Source organism: Vibrio sp. bablab_jr001, assembly GCF_016464285.1.
Taxonomy (GTDB): Bacteria; Pseudomonadota; Gammaproteobacteria; order Enterobacterales; family Vibrionaceae; genus Vibrio; species Vibrio fluvialis.
This window is the reverse complement of record NZ_JACDWZ010000039.1, coordinates 579,583-595,043: the sequence shown is the minus strand read 5'-3', so window position 1 is coordinate 595,043 and position 15,461 is coordinate 579,583. Positions and strand designations below refer to the sequence as shown.

The 15,461-nt window shown below is 50.1% G+C and carries 18 protein-coding genes; 11 read left to right on the top strand and 7 right to left on the bottom strand.

Going from position 1 to position 15,461, the window contains the following annotated elements; translation table 11 throughout:
- The first annotated feature begins 111 nt into the window (after positions 1-111).
- A complete protein-coding gene (aroC, locus tag JIG40_RS05595; RefSeq protein WP_020430698.1) occupies positions 112-1,197 on the top strand; it encodes a chorismate synthase in 1,086 nt (361 codons plus the stop codon).
- Here aroC and JIG40_RS05590 read toward each other — a convergent pair.
- Positions 1,194-2,120: a LysR family transcriptional regulator gene (locus JIG40_RS05590; protein ID WP_158151809.1), complete on the bottom strand. Its 927-nt coding sequence runs from the start codon at positions 2,118-2,120 to the stop codon at positions 1,194-1,196. The two genes, aroC and JIG40_RS05590, sit on opposite strands and share 4 nt — an antisense overlap.
- Before the next feature lie 94 nt (positions 2,121-2,214).
- Between JIG40_RS05590 and JIG40_RS05585 the strand changes: the two genes are divergently transcribed.
- Positions 2,215-2,949 carry an SDR family oxidoreductase gene (locus JIG40_RS05585; RefSeq protein ID WP_100267536.1) on the top strand — a complete coding sequence of 245 codons (735 nt, stop codon included), beginning with the start codon at positions 2,215-2,217 and terminating at the stop codon, positions 2,947-2,949.
- Positions 2,950-2,994: 45 nt separating this feature from the next.
- Here the strand turns inward: JIG40_RS05585 and JIG40_RS05580 are convergent, their stop codons facing one another.
- Positions 2,995-3,618, bottom strand: coding sequence for a trimeric intracellular cation channel family protein (locus JIG40_RS05580; RefSeq protein WP_020331189.1), 624 nt, complete (start codon positions 3,616-3,618; stop codon positions 2,995-2,997).
- 195 nt (positions 3,619-3,813) lie between these two features.
- On the opposite strand from JIG40_RS05580, the gene JIG40_RS05575 reads away from it, so the two are divergent.
- The 3 genes from JIG40_RS05575 (at position 3,814) to JIG40_RS05565 (ending at position 5,274) form a co-directional block, all read left to right on the top strand.
- Positions 3,814-4,344, top strand: a complete 531-nt coding sequence (locus JIG40_RS05575; RefSeq protein ID WP_199464933.1) for an elongation factor P hydroxylase — start codon at positions 3,814-3,816, stop codon at positions 4,342-4,344.
- A gap of 10 nt (positions 4,345-4,354) precedes the next feature.
- Positions 4,355-4,618 (top strand): YfcL family protein, encoded by a 264-nt coding sequence (locus JIG40_RS05570; protein ID WP_020331191.1) that lies wholly within the window; start codon positions 4,355-4,357, stop codon positions 4,616-4,618.
- A 131-nt stretch (positions 4,619-4,749) separates the two neighbouring features.
- Entirely contained in the window at positions 4,750-5,274 is a 525-nt protein-coding gene (locus JIG40_RS05565; protein WP_020430705.1) for an NADPH-dependent FMN reductase, read from the top strand.
- A 66-nt stretch (positions 5,275-5,340) separates the two neighbouring features.
- On the opposite strand, the gene mnmC is transcribed toward JIG40_RS05565, so the two are convergent.
- Positions 5,341-7,359: a bifunctional tRNA (5-methylaminomethyl-2-thiouridine)(34)-methyltransferase MnmD/FAD-dependent 5-carboxymethylaminomethyl-2-thiouridine(34) oxidoreductase MnmC gene (mnmC, locus tag JIG40_RS05560; protein WP_206769329.1), complete on the bottom strand. Its 2,019-nt coding sequence runs from the start codon at positions 7,357-7,359 to the stop codon at positions 5,341-5,343.
- 128 nt (positions 7,360-7,487) lie between these two features.
- Here mnmC and fabB point away from each other — a divergent pair, with 128 nt between their 5' ends.
- From fabB to JIG40_RS05545, 3 genes are all read left to right on the top strand, one after another.
- Entirely contained in the window at positions 7,488-8,699 is a 1,212-nt protein-coding gene (gene fabB, locus JIG40_RS05555) for a beta-ketoacyl-ACP synthase I (protein ID WP_024373835.1), read from the top strand.
- Between the two features lie 248 nt (positions 8,700-8,947).
- Positions 8,948-10,093, top strand: coding sequence for a 4-phosphoerythronate dehydrogenase (locus tag JIG40_RS05550; RefSeq protein ID WP_020331194.1), 1,146 nt, complete (start codon positions 8,948-8,950; stop codon positions 10,091-10,093).
- Complete coding sequence (locus JIG40_RS05545; RefSeq protein ID WP_047458517.1) at positions 10,077-11,090, top strand: aspartate-semialdehyde dehydrogenase; 1,014 nt, start codon at positions 10,077-10,079, stop codon at positions 11,088-11,090. The genes JIG40_RS05550 and JIG40_RS05545 overlap by 17 nt, the downstream gene beginning before the upstream one ends.
- A 52-nt stretch (positions 11,091-11,142) precedes the next feature.
- On the opposite strand, the gene fcrX is transcribed toward JIG40_RS05545, so the two are convergent.
- The gene (gene fcrX, locus JIG40_RS05540; protein WP_020331196.1) at positions 11,143-11,592 is read right to left on the bottom strand and encodes a ferric iron uptake transcriptional regulator FcrX; all 450 of its coding nucleotides are present in this window, start codon (positions 11,590-11,592) and stop codon (positions 11,143-11,145) included.
- Positions 11,593-11,857: 265 nt separating this feature from the next.
- Here fcrX and JIG40_RS05535 point away from each other — a divergent pair, with 265 nt between their 5' ends.
- Entirely contained in the window at positions 11,858-12,388 is a 531-nt protein-coding gene (locus JIG40_RS05535; protein WP_199464931.1) for a DUF4442 domain-containing protein, read from the top strand.
- Between the two features lie 11 nt (positions 12,389-12,399).
- On the opposite strand, the gene JIG40_RS05530 is transcribed toward JIG40_RS05535, so the two are convergent.
- Positions 12,400-13,296: a LysR family transcriptional regulator gene (locus JIG40_RS05530; protein ID WP_158147218.1), complete on the bottom strand. Its 897-nt coding sequence runs from the start codon at positions 13,294-13,296 to the stop codon at positions 12,400-12,402.
- A gap of 124 nt (positions 13,297-13,420) precedes the next feature.
- Between JIG40_RS05530 and JIG40_RS05525 the strand changes: the two genes are divergently transcribed.
- Positions 13,421-13,828 (top strand): CidA/LrgA family protein, encoded by a 408-nt coding sequence (locus tag JIG40_RS05525; RefSeq protein WP_172567220.1) that lies wholly within the window; start codon positions 13,421-13,423, stop codon positions 13,826-13,828.
- A 9-nt stretch (positions 13,829-13,837) separates the two neighbouring features.
- Complete coding sequence (locus JIG40_RS05520; RefSeq protein WP_199464966.1) at positions 13,838-14,527, top strand: LrgB family protein; 690 nt, start codon at positions 13,838-13,840, stop codon at positions 14,525-14,527.
- Positions 14,528-14,572: 45 nt separating this feature from the next.
- Here JIG40_RS05520 and fldA read toward each other — a convergent pair whose 3' ends face one another.
- Together fldA and JIG40_RS05510 are read right to left on the bottom strand one after the other, a co-directional pair.
- Positions 14,573-15,100 carry a flavodoxin FldA gene (fldA, locus tag JIG40_RS05515; RefSeq protein WP_199464930.1) on the bottom strand — a complete coding sequence of 176 codons (528 nt, stop codon included), beginning with the start codon at positions 15,098-15,100 and terminating at the stop codon, positions 14,573-14,575.
- Between the two features lie 54 nt (positions 15,101-15,154).
- Positions 15,155-15,376, bottom strand: coding sequence for a DUF2788 domain-containing protein (locus tag JIG40_RS05510; RefSeq protein ID WP_020331202.1), 222 nt, complete (start codon positions 15,374-15,376; stop codon positions 15,155-15,157).
- Positions 15,377-15,461 lie beyond the last annotated feature (85 nt).

The window sequence follows — 15,461 nt, the reverse complement described above, 5'->3', positions numbered from 1 at the left end:
TTTTGGGGCTTTACATCATTTCGTAATAAAGCGACTATGAATCCACGAAGAATTGTAATGTGTACCGTGAGCCAAACGTTCAGGCTTGCGGAAACCTAATTTGAGGAAGTAATGGCAGGAAACAGTATCGGACAACATTTCCGAGTGACGACATTCGGAGAAAGTCACGGTATCGCACTGGGATGTATCGTTGACGGTTGCCCTCCGGGCTTAGAGATCAGTGAAGCAGATTTGCAGGTGGATTTAGATCGCCGCCGTCCTGGCACGTCACGCTATACCACACAGCGTCGTGAGCCGGATGAAGTGAAAATCCTATCGGGTGTGTTTGAAGGCAAAACCACAGGCACGTCAATTGGTCTGCTGATTGAAAACACCGATCAACGCTCCAAAGATTATTCCGACATTAAAGACAAGTTCCGTCCGGGTCATGCGGACTATACCTACCATCAGAAATACGGCATTCGTGATTACCGTGGCGGCGGCCGTTCGTCGGCGCGTGAAACTGCGATGCGCGTAGCGGCTGGCGGCATTGCCAAGAAATACCTCAAGCAGGAGTTCGGCGTTGAGATTCGCGCTTATCTGTCACAGATGGGCGATGTGTCGATCGACAAAGTGGACTGGAATGAAATCGACAACAACGCGTTCTTCTGTCCGGATGTAGATAAAGTTGACGCGTTTGACCAACTGATTCGTGACCTGAAAAAAGAAGGTGATTCGATTGGTGCCAAGATTCAGGTTGTGGCAACCAATGTGCCTGTGGGTCTTGGTGAGCCAGTGTTTGATCGCCTGGATGCCGATATCGCTCACGCACTGATGAGCATCAACGCGGTAAAAGGCGTGGAAATCGGTGACGGTTTTGATGTGGTGAATCAGAAAGGTAGCCAGCATCGTGACCCTCTGACCCCGGAAGGCTTTGCCAGCAATCATGCCGGCGGCATTCTTGGCGGTATTTCAACGGGGCAGGATGTAGTGGCAAACATTGCCCTTAAACCAACATCAAGCATCACGGTTCCCGGTGATACGATTACTCGCACTGGTGAAGCGACTCAGTTGATCACCAAAGGTCGTCATGATCCTTGTGTGGGTATTCGTGCGGTGCCCATCGCTGAAGCGATGCTGGCGATCGTGCTGCTGGATCATCTGCTGCGTCACCGTGGCCAGAACCACGGCGTACACACCGAAACACCAGTGATTTAATCATTACTGTTTAATTTGGGAGGTAGCCGCTTAGCCAGCTCCTCCCAGATTGTCGTTGCCGCCCGGCTGCGACTGGAGCGCCCAATGCAGAGCAGTTGAATCGGCTCTTGCTCCGCAGGCACAAACTCCTTAAGCACTTCAACCAAATCTCCCTTTGCCAGCCACGGCTGTAACAACGTCAGATCGGCATAGATAACCCCGTTATCCAACATGGCGAGATCGATCAAACTTCGTACGTCATCCGTCGCCAGACTTGCAGGTACGGCGACAGAAACCACCGTATCCTCGCCTTTTTCCTGAAACGACCAGTGGTCGTGAGCACCACTACGTGGTTTAAAAACAAGACATTGATGCTTCGTCAGTTGTTCAGGATGAGTAGGTACACCAAAGCGGCTGAGATAGCCGGGGCTGGCGGCGAAACAACGTCGCTTGTGTCCTATTTTCTTGGCGACCTGCTGTGAATCCGGCAGGTGTCCGACGCGAATGGCGATATCGATTTGTTGGTCTATCAGATCGGTAAAGTTATCGTCGAAACTCAGTTCAAGCGTAATGTTGGGATACAACTGGCGCAGCGCATGAATCTCAGGAATGACCACTTGCTGGCCAAACAGGGTCGCACAACTGATTTTTACCGTGCCCGATGGGGCAGAGCTGGCGCTGTCAATCAGAGCGTCAATGTCTCCAAGCAAGGAGGGTAACCGATGGCTGATCGCCAGCAATTCTTGGCCGAGTTCGGTGAGACGCAATTGCCGCGTCGTCCGATGCAGCACCGGTTGGCCTAACAGCTCTTCGAGTTGGACGATTTTCTTGCTGACTGACGAACGCGGAAGGCGTAATTGCTGAGCCGCTCGTTGAAAGCTGCCTTGCTCAATCACCTGATGTAGCAAAGGAAGCAGATTCAGAATACGTTGGTTGATGTTCATAAGTTCTCTTTTGGAAACTTTGAGTTGAATTATTGGTGCCTTATTGGAATGTATAAAAGCGCATATTCTAGTCGCTGTCCACTAAGGAGAGCTTATGAAACAGAAAACGTATTTGGTTACCGGTGGTAGCGCCGGAATTGGCTTAGCGACAACCCGAGCGCTCCTGGAGCAGGGAGATCGCGTCATTATCACGGGAAGAAGCGCAGAAAAGTTGGCTGAGGTAGCCCATTCACTCTCCGGAGATTTGCACTGGGTGGTCGCAGACAACGGTAAACTGTCTGATATTCAGGCTCTGGGTGACATGTTGCAACGAGAAAGCTGGCAACTGGATGGCGCGGTATTAAATGCTGGCGTGTATCAACCCAACATCATCGGCGAATCCAGCGAAGAAGCGTTTGATCACACCTTTGATATCAACGTCAAAGGGACTTTCTTTACGATACAGGCGCTGCTGCCTGTATTAAACCGTGGTGCGAGCCTGGTGGTGATCTCAAGTCTGGTGGTGGAAAAAGCGTTTGCGCACTCCAGTTTTTATATGGCCAGCAAATCGGCACTCGAAGGCTTGATGGCCGGAATGAGCCTCGATCTGGCAGACAGAGGGATTCGCATCAACTCGGTACAACCGGGAGTGACAGCCACCGAAATTCAAGGTAAATCGGGGATGGACGATACACAAATTGCCGAATTGCATCAGTGGATGGCATCGACGCCGCTAGGGCGTATCTTGATGCCGGAAGATATCGTGCCGTCGATTCGCTTTTTACTCAGTGATGGTTCACTGGGTATGCGCCATGCTAAACTGCTGATTGATGCTGGAATGAATCTGTAAATAAAACGCCCTCAAATGAGGGCGTTTTTATCGTTCAGCATAAGCTCAGTGCAGTGAGTTTTCCGTTTCCAGATGGAACGATGGCAAACGCCATTTGAAGCGCACGGCAGCCATGCGCAGCGTATAGCCGACTACCAAGGTCACGATGGTGCTGGTAACATCATTGACGCCCAGTTCCAACATCGCCAGATACAGGCCAGAGGCAACCAGTGTCACCGAGGCGTACAACTCATCGTGCAGCACCAGCGGTTGTTGACGACAGATTAAATCGCGCAGCAGGCCACCAAACACACCCGTCACCAGCGCGGAAACCATACAGATCATCGCGTGATGCCCCATCCCCATGGCGATTTTTGTGCCGATGATACTAAACACGATCAGCCCCAGCGCATCCAAACGAATAAACAATCCTTTGAGTTTTATGACCCATTTGTAGATCCCGGTGGTCAGGACACCAGCGATACACGTGATCGCCAGAAACTCCGGATTCTTAACCCAACCGAGCGGATAGTGACCCAGCAAAATATCCCTAACGGTGCCACCGCCAATCGCGGTAGCGCTGGCAACCAGCATGACTCCAAACCAATCCATTTTGCGTCGGCCTGCGCTTAATGCGCCTGTCATGGCTTCCGCGGTAATCCCGATAATATATAAAACACTCAAAAGCATCGAAAAAGACCCTATGAATCGTGTGCGCCGCAAAAGGCGCAAGTGTAGAGGGAAAGGGGGCGATTGACGAATGAGATTTTGTGCAAAGAAACCGTTTGCTGGATTACTAAAACTAATGAACCTAGTTGCAATCCTTTACCCGGGACGAAAAAATCGCGAGAATGCACCGCGTCGACGACCTTTAGCTGTAATGTTATGACTCACCACTACACAGATTTAATCACCATTTTTAACGATACTTTCTTTGCCCCGTTCAACACTAAGTTAGAACTGGGGGGCGATGAGCCTATTTATCTGCCTGCCGATGAGACAGTGCCGCATCACCGTATCGTTTTCGCACGCGGGTTTTACGCTTCGGCGTTGCATGAGATTGCTCACTGGTGTGTCGCCGGACCACAGCGGCGCCTGCTGGAAGATTTTGGCTACTGGTATGAGCTGGATGGCCGCACCGAAGCGGTTCAGGCGCAGTTTGAGAAAGTGGAAGTTCGCCCGCAGGCGTATGAGTGGATTTTGTCGCTGAGTGCAGGCTTTCCTTTTACGGTCAGTTGTGACAACCTTAACGGCGATTTTGAGCCTGACCGACTGGCGTTTATGCGCAAGGTACATCAAGAAGTACTGAGTATTTTAGACGCAGGACTACCACAGCGGGTGAGCATGCTGTCGAACGCACTGCGTGCTTTCTACCACATTGCCCCACTGGCTCCAGACCAATTTATTGTGAAGTAACGAGATAAGCATGATTATTGAATTTGAAGAAAAACTCCTTGAGCTGATTGATACCCGAATTGCAACAGCATCAGACGATGAACTGTTTGCTGGTGGCTATCTGCGTGGTCATATCTCGTTATCGGCAGCGGCGTGTGAAGACGACGGCGTGCAGGACGTGGAAGAGTTGAAAAACCGCATTGAGCAGAGCCTGGAAGCGGCGCGCTCTGAACTGAATCCGGCTGATCGTGTCATTGTTTCTGATCTGTGGCGTGAACTGGCCGCTCAGGCCTGATTCGAGTCTTAAAGGTTGCCTATAAGGAGTCATTCAATTTATTTGAATGACTCCTTATAATTTTTGCGATTGTTACCTTGGTGGCGAATGTTTAATCTAACAACATCAAACGAGCACTGAGGGTTATCATCATGAAAGTTATCGCATTTGGAGCTAGCACTAGCTCAACATCAATCAACAAAGCTTTGGCAACATATGCAGCCAATCTCATCGACGGAGCTGAAGTTCAGGTTCTGGATATCAACAACTACAACGTTCCGATGTTCAGTGAAGATCTGGAAAAAGAGATCGGTCATGCTGAAGGCGCACAGGGCTTCCTGCGCGATTTGTCTCAGGCTGATGCGTTTGTGATTTCTTTCGCCGAGCACAATGGCCACTACCCTGCGGCGTACAAAAACCTGTTTGACTGGGCAACCCGTATCGATCGCGAAGTGTTCAAGAACAAACCTGCCGTTTATCTGGCAACGTCACCGGGCCCAGGTGGTGCGCAATCTGTCTTGGCTGCAGCAGTAGGTTCAGCCCCTTTCTTTGCGGGCAACGTGAAAGCGTCAGTGTCAGTACCCAACTTCTATAACGTCTTTGATCTAGAAGCAGGTAAAATAACGGATGAAGCCGTGAATGCCGAACTGAAACAAGCGGTCGCGAAGCTGGCATAAGTGAGCCCTTCGAATTGAATATGAAAAAGCCTCGCGGTAGCGAGGCTTTTTGCTGTCTGACGGCGGTTATTTTTCGCTGATGGCTTTGCCTTTGCGCAGACGTCGTACCCACATGCGGCTTGGGTGCAGTGTCTCCATCACATCGACAGGCAGTGGTAATGGGTCACCGCAAATGATTGAGGCCAGAACTTCGGCCAGCAACGGTGCGGAGCTCAGGCCGCGAGAGCCTAATCCGAGCAAGCCGTACAGTTGCGGATAGATCGCAACCGGTTCGGCATCCTGTTCGCTTTGTTTTACCAGATCCTGATACTGGTTGAGGATCGCTTCCATATCACCAATACTGCCGACAAATGGCAGATGATCGCGGCTGACACAACGAATGCCCTGACGGGATTCGTTACCTGATGTGTCGACCCGCGTCGGCCAAGCCTGGTCGGTGACACAGTGGCTTAAACGTGCGCCATTTTCTATTTGCGCAGCGGCGTCAAATTCGCAATCGAGGTGATCACGATCGTAGCTGGCACCGATGCAATGTGTCCCGGAAGCCGGGTTGTACGGCGTCATATAGCCGTCGTAGCACAATACGGTTTTGAGTTGCTTAAGCGTATCGTTGGTCGGAATGTGGCTGACCTGACCTTTGACTTTACCCAGCGGCAGGGATTGGGTTTGTGCAAAGCCATCAAACTGATGGCCATTGGCCAAAATCACACACTGATGCGCGACCTGATGTTCGGCAAATTGTAACTGCCACAAGCGTTGCTTCGCATCCCAATTCAGCGCAGTCACGCGGTGATTGAAATGGGCGGTTAATTTTCCTTCCTCGCTAAGCTTAGCTAACAAACCTTGTGTTAACTGAGCTGGGCACAACCAGCCACCTAACGGATAATGAACGCTCTCAACCGAGACAGGCAGCCCCATCATCGCTGAAGTTTGCTTCGCGTCGAGTTTGGTCACTAACTCTGCCGAAAATTCACCGTTGAGCATTTTGTTGAGTTTGACGGTTGATTTGTCATCCCACATCAATTGGGTGACGCCGCACCAGTCATGATCAAATTGAATGTGCTGCGCCGCTTTCTCCGCGAATTGACGGGAGTAAAGAAACGCTGGAGCGAAGACGCGCGAGACGCCTTGGTGCTCTCCGTTCAGGAGCGGGTACACTGCGCCCTGACGATTGCCTGACGCGCCTTGCGCCGGTTCACTGTCTTCGCAATACAAGGTGACGTGAATGCCGCGTTCGCTGAGTGCTTTGGCCAACGCAGCACTGGCAATGCCACCACCAATAATCGCGACATCATTAACGTCAGTTAAGCTATTGAGCTTGTACCAGGGTTTAATGTTACTGTCGGGCCGTTTCTCGGTCAGCGCGCCAGCAATCATTTCCCGTTTGGTGCCGAAACCTTTGACTTTTTTCATCGCAAAGCCAGCTTCGATTAAGCCGCGGCGGACGAAACCCGCCGAGGTAAAGGTGGCGCAGGTACAATCCTGTTTGGCCATTTTAGCCATGCCGTTGAACAGGTTCTGATTCCACATTTCCGGGTTTTTGCTCGGCGCAAACCCATCCAGGAACCAGGCATCAACGATACCGTGATCAGGCACTGGCACTTTCGGCATGCAGTCTTTGATATCACCAAACCAGAGATCGAGAGTGACAGCGCCGTCTGCCAGCACGATGCGGTGACACTCAGGGACGGCAATCGGGTAGTACTCGTGCAGTTGTTTGGCATAGTCAGCCAGTTCCGGCCAGGACTCATGAGCTTTGATGAGATCGCTTTTGCTGAGCGGGTATTTCTCAAAACTGATGAAATGTAACGATTTCAGTGTCGCTTGCGGGTTTTGCTGTCTAAACTTGTCGAACCATTGCCATAAGGCGAGGAAGTTGAGGCCGGTTCCAAAACCTGTCTCTGCGACAACAAAACGGCGTTGGTCATATTCATGCCATCTTTGCGGGAGATGATTCTGAGTCAGAAACACATAGCGGGTCTCTTCCAACCCATTGACGTTGGAGAAATAAACATCGTCAAACTGGTCTGAAACCGGGGTGCCGACTTCGTTCCAGCCGAGCTGCGCGTGTGTAATGGATGTCATAATCGATGAATTCCATGATATCTGGCGGAAATATGGGCCGAGATTGTACGGATTTATGGGAAAGCTGACCACTTTTGTTGTTCTTCTTCGTTATCATTTAGCGAAATTTTGAATTATAGGAATGTCACATGAAACGAGTCGTAATCACCGGTATGGGTATTGTTTCAAGTATCGGTAACAACGTCGAAGAAGTTTTAGCGTCTCTAAAAGCGGGTAAATCAGGTATCAATGCTTCTGAGCAGTTCAAAGAGCAAGGCCTACGTTCTCAAGTGTGGGGCGACCTGAAGATCAATCCTGCTGAGCACATTGACCGTAAACAGATGCGTTTTATGGGTGATGCTGCGGCGTACGCATACCTATCTATGGAACAAGCTATCGCGGATGCGGGCCTGACTCCAGAGCAAGTATCAAACGATCGTACTGGTATCATCGCCGGCTCAGGCGGTGCGTCTTCTATGAACCAAGTGGTCGCTGTGGATACTCTGCGTGAGAAAGGCGTGAAGCGTGTTGGTCCTTACATGGTACCTCGTACTATGTCTTCGACCGTTTCAGCGTGTCTGGCGACTCCATTTAAAATCCGTGGTGTGAACTACTCAATCAGCTCTGCATGTGCCACTTCTGCGCACTGTATTGGTAACGCGATGGAGCTGATCCAACTGGGTAAACAAGACATCGTTTTTGCAGGCGGCGGTGAAGAGCTGGATTGGTCACTGACCATGATGTTCGACGCGATGGGCGCTCTGTCAACGAAATACAACGACATGCCACAAAAAGCGTCTCGTACTTACGATGCAGACCGCGATGGTTTCGTTATCTCTGGCGGCGGCGGTATGGTCGTGGTTGAGGAACTGGAACACGCTCTGGCTCGTGGTGCGAAAATCTACGGTGAAATCGTAGGTTACGGCGCGACATCTGACGGCTACGACATGGTTGCTCCTTCTGGTGAAGGTGCAGTGCGTTGTATGCAGATGGCAATGCAACACGTTGACGGTGTGGATTACGTGAATACGCACGGTACTTCTACTCCAGTAGGTGACGTGAAAGAGCTTGGCGCGATTCAACAAGTATTCGGCGGCAACAGCCCTGCAATCTCTGCAACTAAGGCGATGACAGGTCACGCTCTGGGTGCGGCGGGTGTACACGAAGCCATTTACTCAACTCTGATGCTGCATCACGGCTTTATTGCACCAAGCATCAACGTTGAAAACCTGGATGACGCAGCGCAAGGTCTGGATATCGTGACAGAAATGCGTGAGCAAGAGTTAACGACAGTCATGTCGAATAGCTTTGGTTTTGGTGGCACTAACGCAACGCTAGTGATCAAAAAGTACCAAGGTTAATAACCTCATACCCTTAGGTAAAAGGTTTCCAGAACTGATCAGCTTAGCTGGTCGAACAGACGCAGACTCTGTCCCATGGAGAGCGGGATAGGATCCTTTTGTTCTGGATATTGCCCGGTGGCGAGATTGCCATCGGGCATTTTTATTTCCTCTCGTTTAGCTCTCGACACCGGGAGTGCTTTTCTGCACAATGCCTTGCAAACTCGCTAACACAACAACTTGTCAATACAAATAGTGTGAACTCCGTTATGAAAATTGTGATCGACGAAAACATGCCTTATGCCGTTGAGCTGTTCAGCCAACTGGGTGAGGTGGTACTGAAACCGGGCCGAACCTTAACGGCAGACGACTTGGTGGATGTGGATGCGCTGATGATTCGTTCTGTAACCAAAGTGAACGAGGCGCTGATTAGTAAAGCCAACAAACTGAAATTCGTCGGCACTGCCACTGCAGGTATGGATCATGTTGACCAGGCGCTGCTGGAAGAGCGTGGTATTTTCTTTACTGCTGCTCCGGGCTGCAACAAAGTCGGCGTGGCGGAGTACGTGTTCAGCGTGCTGATGGTGCTTTCTCAGCAACAGGGCTTCTCGGTATTTGATAAAACCGTTGGTATCATTGGCGCCGGGCAGGTGGGGACTTACTTGTCAGAGTGCCTGACCGGGATGGGCATCAATGTGTTGCTCAACGATCCACCGAAGCAAGCGCAAGGCGACAGCCGTGAATTTACGCCGTTGGATGTCCTGTTGAGTGAGTCCGATGTGATCACGCTGCACACGCCAATCACTCGCGAAGGTGAGTGGCCAACTCATCATCTGATTGACAGTACTGTGCTGAACAATTTGCGTAGCGACCAAATTCTGATCAACGCCGCTCGTGGTCCGATTGTCGACAACGATGCGCTGAAAGCCCGTCTGCAGAAAGCTGATGGCTTCACTGCGGCTTTGGATGTGTTTGAGTTTGAACCGCAGGTGGATATGGAACTGCTGCCGCTGTTGGCGTTTGCCACTCCGCATGTTGCGGGTTATGGCTTGGAAGGCAAAGCGCGCGGAACCACCATGATTTTTAACAGCTATTGCGAATTCTTAGGAAATTCACTGTGGGCAAATCCGTCAGCATTGTTGCCGGTGGCTCCTGTGCCGGAAGTGACCCTGGACAGAGCCTGGGATGAAGCAACGCTGCTGAGTTTAACGCAACTGATTTATGATGTGCGTCGTGATGACGCTCTGTTCCGTCGCGAAATACACAAACCTGGCGCGTTTGACCAAATGCGTAAACAATATTGGGACAGACGTGAGTATAGCGCGATCACACTCGTTGGCGATGCGACCTGTAATCTGGAGCCGCTGGCGAAATTAGGTTTTAAAATTGAGGTAACGAATGAGCCAAGTATTTAATGTTGCAATCTTCGGTGCAACAGGTGCCGTCGGTGAAACGATGTTGGAAGTGCTGCAGGAGCGTAAGTTTCCTGTCGGTGAATTATACCTGCTGGCGAGTGAGCGCAGCGAAGGTAAAACTTACCGTTTCAACGGTAAAACGGTCCGTGTGCAAAACGTGGAAGAGTTTGATTGGTCACAGGTACACATCGCGCTGTTTTCAGCTGGTGGTGACTTGTCTGCACAGTGGGCGCCAATCGCCGCTGATGCGGGTGTAGTGGTGATCGACAACACGTCGCACTTCCGTTACGACTACGATATTCCTCTGGTTGTGCCTGAAGTGAACCCTGAAGCCATTGCTGAGTTCCGTAACCGCAATATCATTGCTAACCCGAATTGTTCGACCATTCAGATGTTGGTCGCATTGAAACCGATTTACGATGCGGTAGGCATTGAGCGCATCAACGTGACGACTTACCAGTCTGTCTCGGGGGCAGGTAAAGCGGGTATTGATGAGCTGGCTGGCCAGACGGCGAAGCTACTTAACGGTATTCCAGCAGAGAATAAAGCCTTCAGTCAGCAAATTGCGTTTAACTGTATTCCACAAATCGATGTGTTTATGGATAACGGTTACACCAAAGAAGAGATGAAGATGGTTTGGGAAACTCAAAAAATCTTCAACGATCCTTCAATTATGGTCAACCCAACGTGTGTGCGTGTGCCGGTGTTCTTTGGTCATGCTGAGGCGCTGCATGTAGAAACCAGCTCTCCGATTGATGCCGAACAGGTGATTGAACTGCTGTCACAAACGGAAGGTGTAGAAGTGTTCCAAGGTGAAGATTTCCCGACTCAGGTTCGTGATGCTGGTGGTAAAGATCATGTAATGGTTGGCCGTATCCGTAACGACATCAGCCACCATAGCGGTATCAACATGTGGGTTGTGGCGGATAACGTTCGCAAAGGCGCTGCGACTAACGCGGTGCAGATTGCCGAAGTGTTGATTCGTGATTACTTCTAATGGCCTTCAGCCAGAATGAAAAAAACCACCGCTAGCGGTGGTTTTTTTATAGTTATTTCTTCGACTTATGAGCGTCTGGGTTGTCTTTACAACTGCCGTCCGCGCATTTGCCGTACAGGTACAAACTGTGGTTGGTCAGTTGTACGTTGTATTGTGAAGCAATCTCTTTTTGACGCTGTTCGATCAGGTCATCTGAGAATTCAATCACTTCACCACAGTCGAGGCACACCAGGTGATCATGGTGATGCTGAGTCGACAGTTCGAATACTGATTTGCCGCCTTCAAAGTGATGGCGTGTCACGATACCGGCATCATCAAATTGGTTTAGGACTCGATAAACTGTCGCAAGGCCAATCTCTTCACCGAGATCAATCAGCTTTTTGTACAGCTCTTCAGCACTAATATGTTGGCACTCAGGCTGCTGTAATACTTCTAAAATCTTTAGCCGTGGAAGGGTAACTTTAAGACCAGCATCCTTTAGCGCTTGGTTATTGTCTGACATATACTTTCCCGTTGATGATCTGCGGTAGTTAACAGAAGTCAATGTTGTCCAACATTATAGGTTAGTCACAGCGAACAATAAACCACGAAGTTCAAGGGGTTACTATTATTTTTCGTAAAGCCGCGCGATATCACTGCGATACGAGCTCTGACCAGTTACAATTGTTTAACATTAACCGGATGTTAAGTCTACGTCCTTGCTGATTGACCCAATCCATTTGAGTCGAGGCGTAGCGTAATGAGATAGAGTCTAAGGCACGGAAAGCATGAATAAAACTCTGGCAAAGCTATATAAACCAAATATTGTGAAGTGGGCGCTGAATAGCTGGCCGCCGTTCTGGGGGGCGGGGATTAAGATTGAATCCATCAGTGAAGATTTTCGAGAAGTGCGTATGCGCCTCAAGCTGCGTTGGTGGAATAAAAACGCGAACCGCTCGCAATATGGCGGCAGTATTTTCTCTCTGACTGACCCCGTTTACTCGTTGATGCTCATGGGCATTTTAGGCGAGCAATACTATGTGTGGGACAAAGAGGCCAGCATTAACTTTATCAAACCCGGCCACACCGATTTATATGCTGAGTTTCTGATTCCTCAGCAGCAGTTGGACGCGATTCTGAGCGCTACCGCCTGCGGGGATAAATGTTTCCCTGAGTTCATCATCCATGTGAAAAATGCCCACGGTGAAGTGGTGTCTGAAGTACATCGCAAGCTGTATGTGCGTAAGAAACCGAAGTTTCGTGAAGCTGACGACAGCGCAGAGGGCAGGGAACTGGTTGACTCTCAGTCAATGTCCTGAATCGCTGGAAGTTATGCCGTTGGTGATTTGCGATCGCGATAGCCGCGGCACAAGCTGATCCAGGCATCGGCGGTACGCGATACGTAACGATCAGAGTGCCAGATGACGCCAAGTTGCCAGTCAATGGAAGGCGTCATTCTTTTGACAACCACACCTTCCCCCTGAATCCGATGACACAGAGGCTCGGGAAGAAACGCGACGCCGACGCCACTCTTCACCAACGCAACCAGAAAATCCCACTGACTGCTACGCGCCGCCACCTGTGGAACGAATCCTTGCTCCTGACATAACTTGTCGATGTATTCGCTCAGAGTAAATTCATGGGTATAGATGTAAAACGGTTCTTCTTTCAGATCCTGCCAATGTACGGTTTCGATATCCCGCCAAGGTGCTGAGTCGGGAAGTACGGCGCAAATTGGGTAGCTGTCGAGCTCCAATGTGTTGAGGTTTTGCGCTGCATTGAGAGACAACATAGTCACGGCCACATCGAGGTCACCCTCTGAAACAGCTTGTTCTATTTTGCGTCCACCATATTCGACGATCGTCATTTCGACATCTGGATAGGTCTGACGGTACTGACGGATCAGTCCTGCATACAAATGTCCCACCATGGGCGGGATCCCGAGGCGTAGATGTCCGCGCTGCAATTCATTCAGATCAACCAGCTCCGCTTCGAGCTGCGACATATGTGCCAGAATTTCTTGCGCACGTTGAAAGACGATGTCTCCGGCATCGGTCAGCCAGAAGCGGCGACCTTCACGGTGCAGCAGCGGTTGGTCTACTTCCTGTTCCAGGCTGCGAATCATCTTGCTGATGGTCGGTTGAGTGACAAACAGCTTTTCTGATGCGCGAGTAAAGCTTTGTTCATTGACCAGTTCCACAAAATAACGCAGTGCTTTGATGTCCATCGTCGATATCCGGTAAGTAATTTCATTCCATTTTGGCATGAATTTGATAATAAAAATTCATTTTATGACGGTTTTAAGCTTGCTTATACTGTGACTAATTTCACAAAACAAGCGAAGAGCAAAAATGAAACGGGTAGGAAACAGCTTGATGACGCTGAGCCAGATTGCGGTGCTGGCGTTGATTTGGTTTATCGCAGATTTGCTGGTTAAAGAGTTTCATTTGCCGATCCCGGCCAATCTGACGGGGATGTTGTTGCTGCTGGCGTTAGTATTCACCCACGTCGTGAATGTGGATTGGTTACGTAAAGGAGCAACCTGGTTGCTGGCTGAGATGCTGTTGTTTTTCGTGCCAGCGGTGGTCGCTGTGGTGAACTATCAGGATCTGATGAAGCAAGAAGGGTTGAGAATCATGGTGGTGCTGATTTTAAGCACGATCGCGGTGATTGGTTCAACGGCCTGGGTGGTCGATAAACTCTATCGCTTCGAGCTGAAAATGGCGCGTCGTAAAAGCAACCATTTGCGGAGTATGTAGTTGATGAGTATGAATTCCTCGCTGTTAAGTGTGCTGTGTCTGCTGCTGACATTACTGTTCTATTATGGCAGCAAGTTGCTCTATCGCCGCAAACGCACGATTTTTCTGATGCCGTTGCTGCTGGCGCCGTTGCTGCTGGTGGTGGTGGTGATGGGATTTCACATTCCGTATCAGGATTATATGGCGGAATCTCATTGGCTGTTGTGGATGCTTGGCCCGGCAACGGTGGCGTTTGCAATTCCGGTGTACGACAACCGCCATTTGATTCAACGCCACTGGTTGTCACTTTCTGTTGGGGTGATGGTTTCGGTGGTCGTGGCGGTCGGCTCTACCGTATTACTCGCTCGTTGGCTGGAGTTGCCGGAATTGTTGCAGCGCAGCTTGGCCATGCGTTCGATTACCACGCCTTTTGCCGTTGAAGCGACCAAATCGATTGGTGGTCAGAGCGATCTGACGGCGCTGTTTGTGGTGTTGACTGGGGTGATTGGTATGGTGGTGGGCGAAGTCGTTCTCACCGTGCTGTCGATTCGCTCCCGCCTTGGCAAAGGCGCCAGTTTGGGGGCTTCTGCTCACGGAGCGGGAACCGCCAAAGCGTATCAGATTGGTAATTCGGAAGGGGTGGTATCGAGTGTGGTGATGATGATTGCCGGTATGGTGACCGTACTGATTGCGCCACTGATTGGCTGGATTCTCTGGTAGTCCAGAAAGCAAAACCCCCAGCCATAGCCGGGGGTTTTTCGTTAATCAGTCGTCAAGTTCAGCCAGACACATCTCTTCGTAAACTTGTTTAACCCATTTGGTTACGCGCTCTTCAGTCAGTTCTGGCTGGCGGTCTTCATCGATACACAGACCCACGAAGTGGTTCTCATCAACCAGCGCTTTTGATGCTTCAAACTCGTAGCCTTCTGTTGGCCAGTGACCAACCACCGTTGCGCCTTTCGCTTCTACGATGTCACGTACCGTGCCCATCGCGTCACAGAAGTACTCTGCATAATCTTCTTGGTCACCACAACCAAAGATAGCAACCAGCTTGGTTGAGAAGTCAATCGCTTCTAGTTCTGGGAAAAAGTCATCCCAGTCACATTGCGCTTCACCGTAATACCAAGTCGGGATACCAAGCAGCAGCAGATCGAAGTTGTCGATGTCTTCTTTGCTGCTTTTTGCGATATCTTGAACGTGAACAAGTTTTTTACCGAGTTGTTTTTGAATCATCTTTGCAATAGCTTCGGTGTTACCTGTATCGCTACCAAAAAAGATACCTACACTTGCCATAGAGTCTTTACCTTTAAATTGTAATGGGTTGGCGGGTGGTTGAACGCTCAGGCATCAGCCCAAGCCAGTCCCTTCCCAACTAAGTTGGATAATGCCTTTGGCAATAAAGCCAGCACAACCTAAAAACAGAACAAGCCATACAATACGACGGCCAAATGCCGGAACATTACCTTGTTTTAACACGTCTTTAATTGCCATCCCGATAAGGAAGAAAATAGACGCAAAAAGCAGATCAAGTCCGATGGACTCGAGCATGTTCATGTAGTCGTACAGCATGGTTATCCTTTATGCCAATTTGCTTGCGCGCACTATACCATTGTTAAACGGCAAAGTTAATGCGCGGATGAGAACCGATTTCACA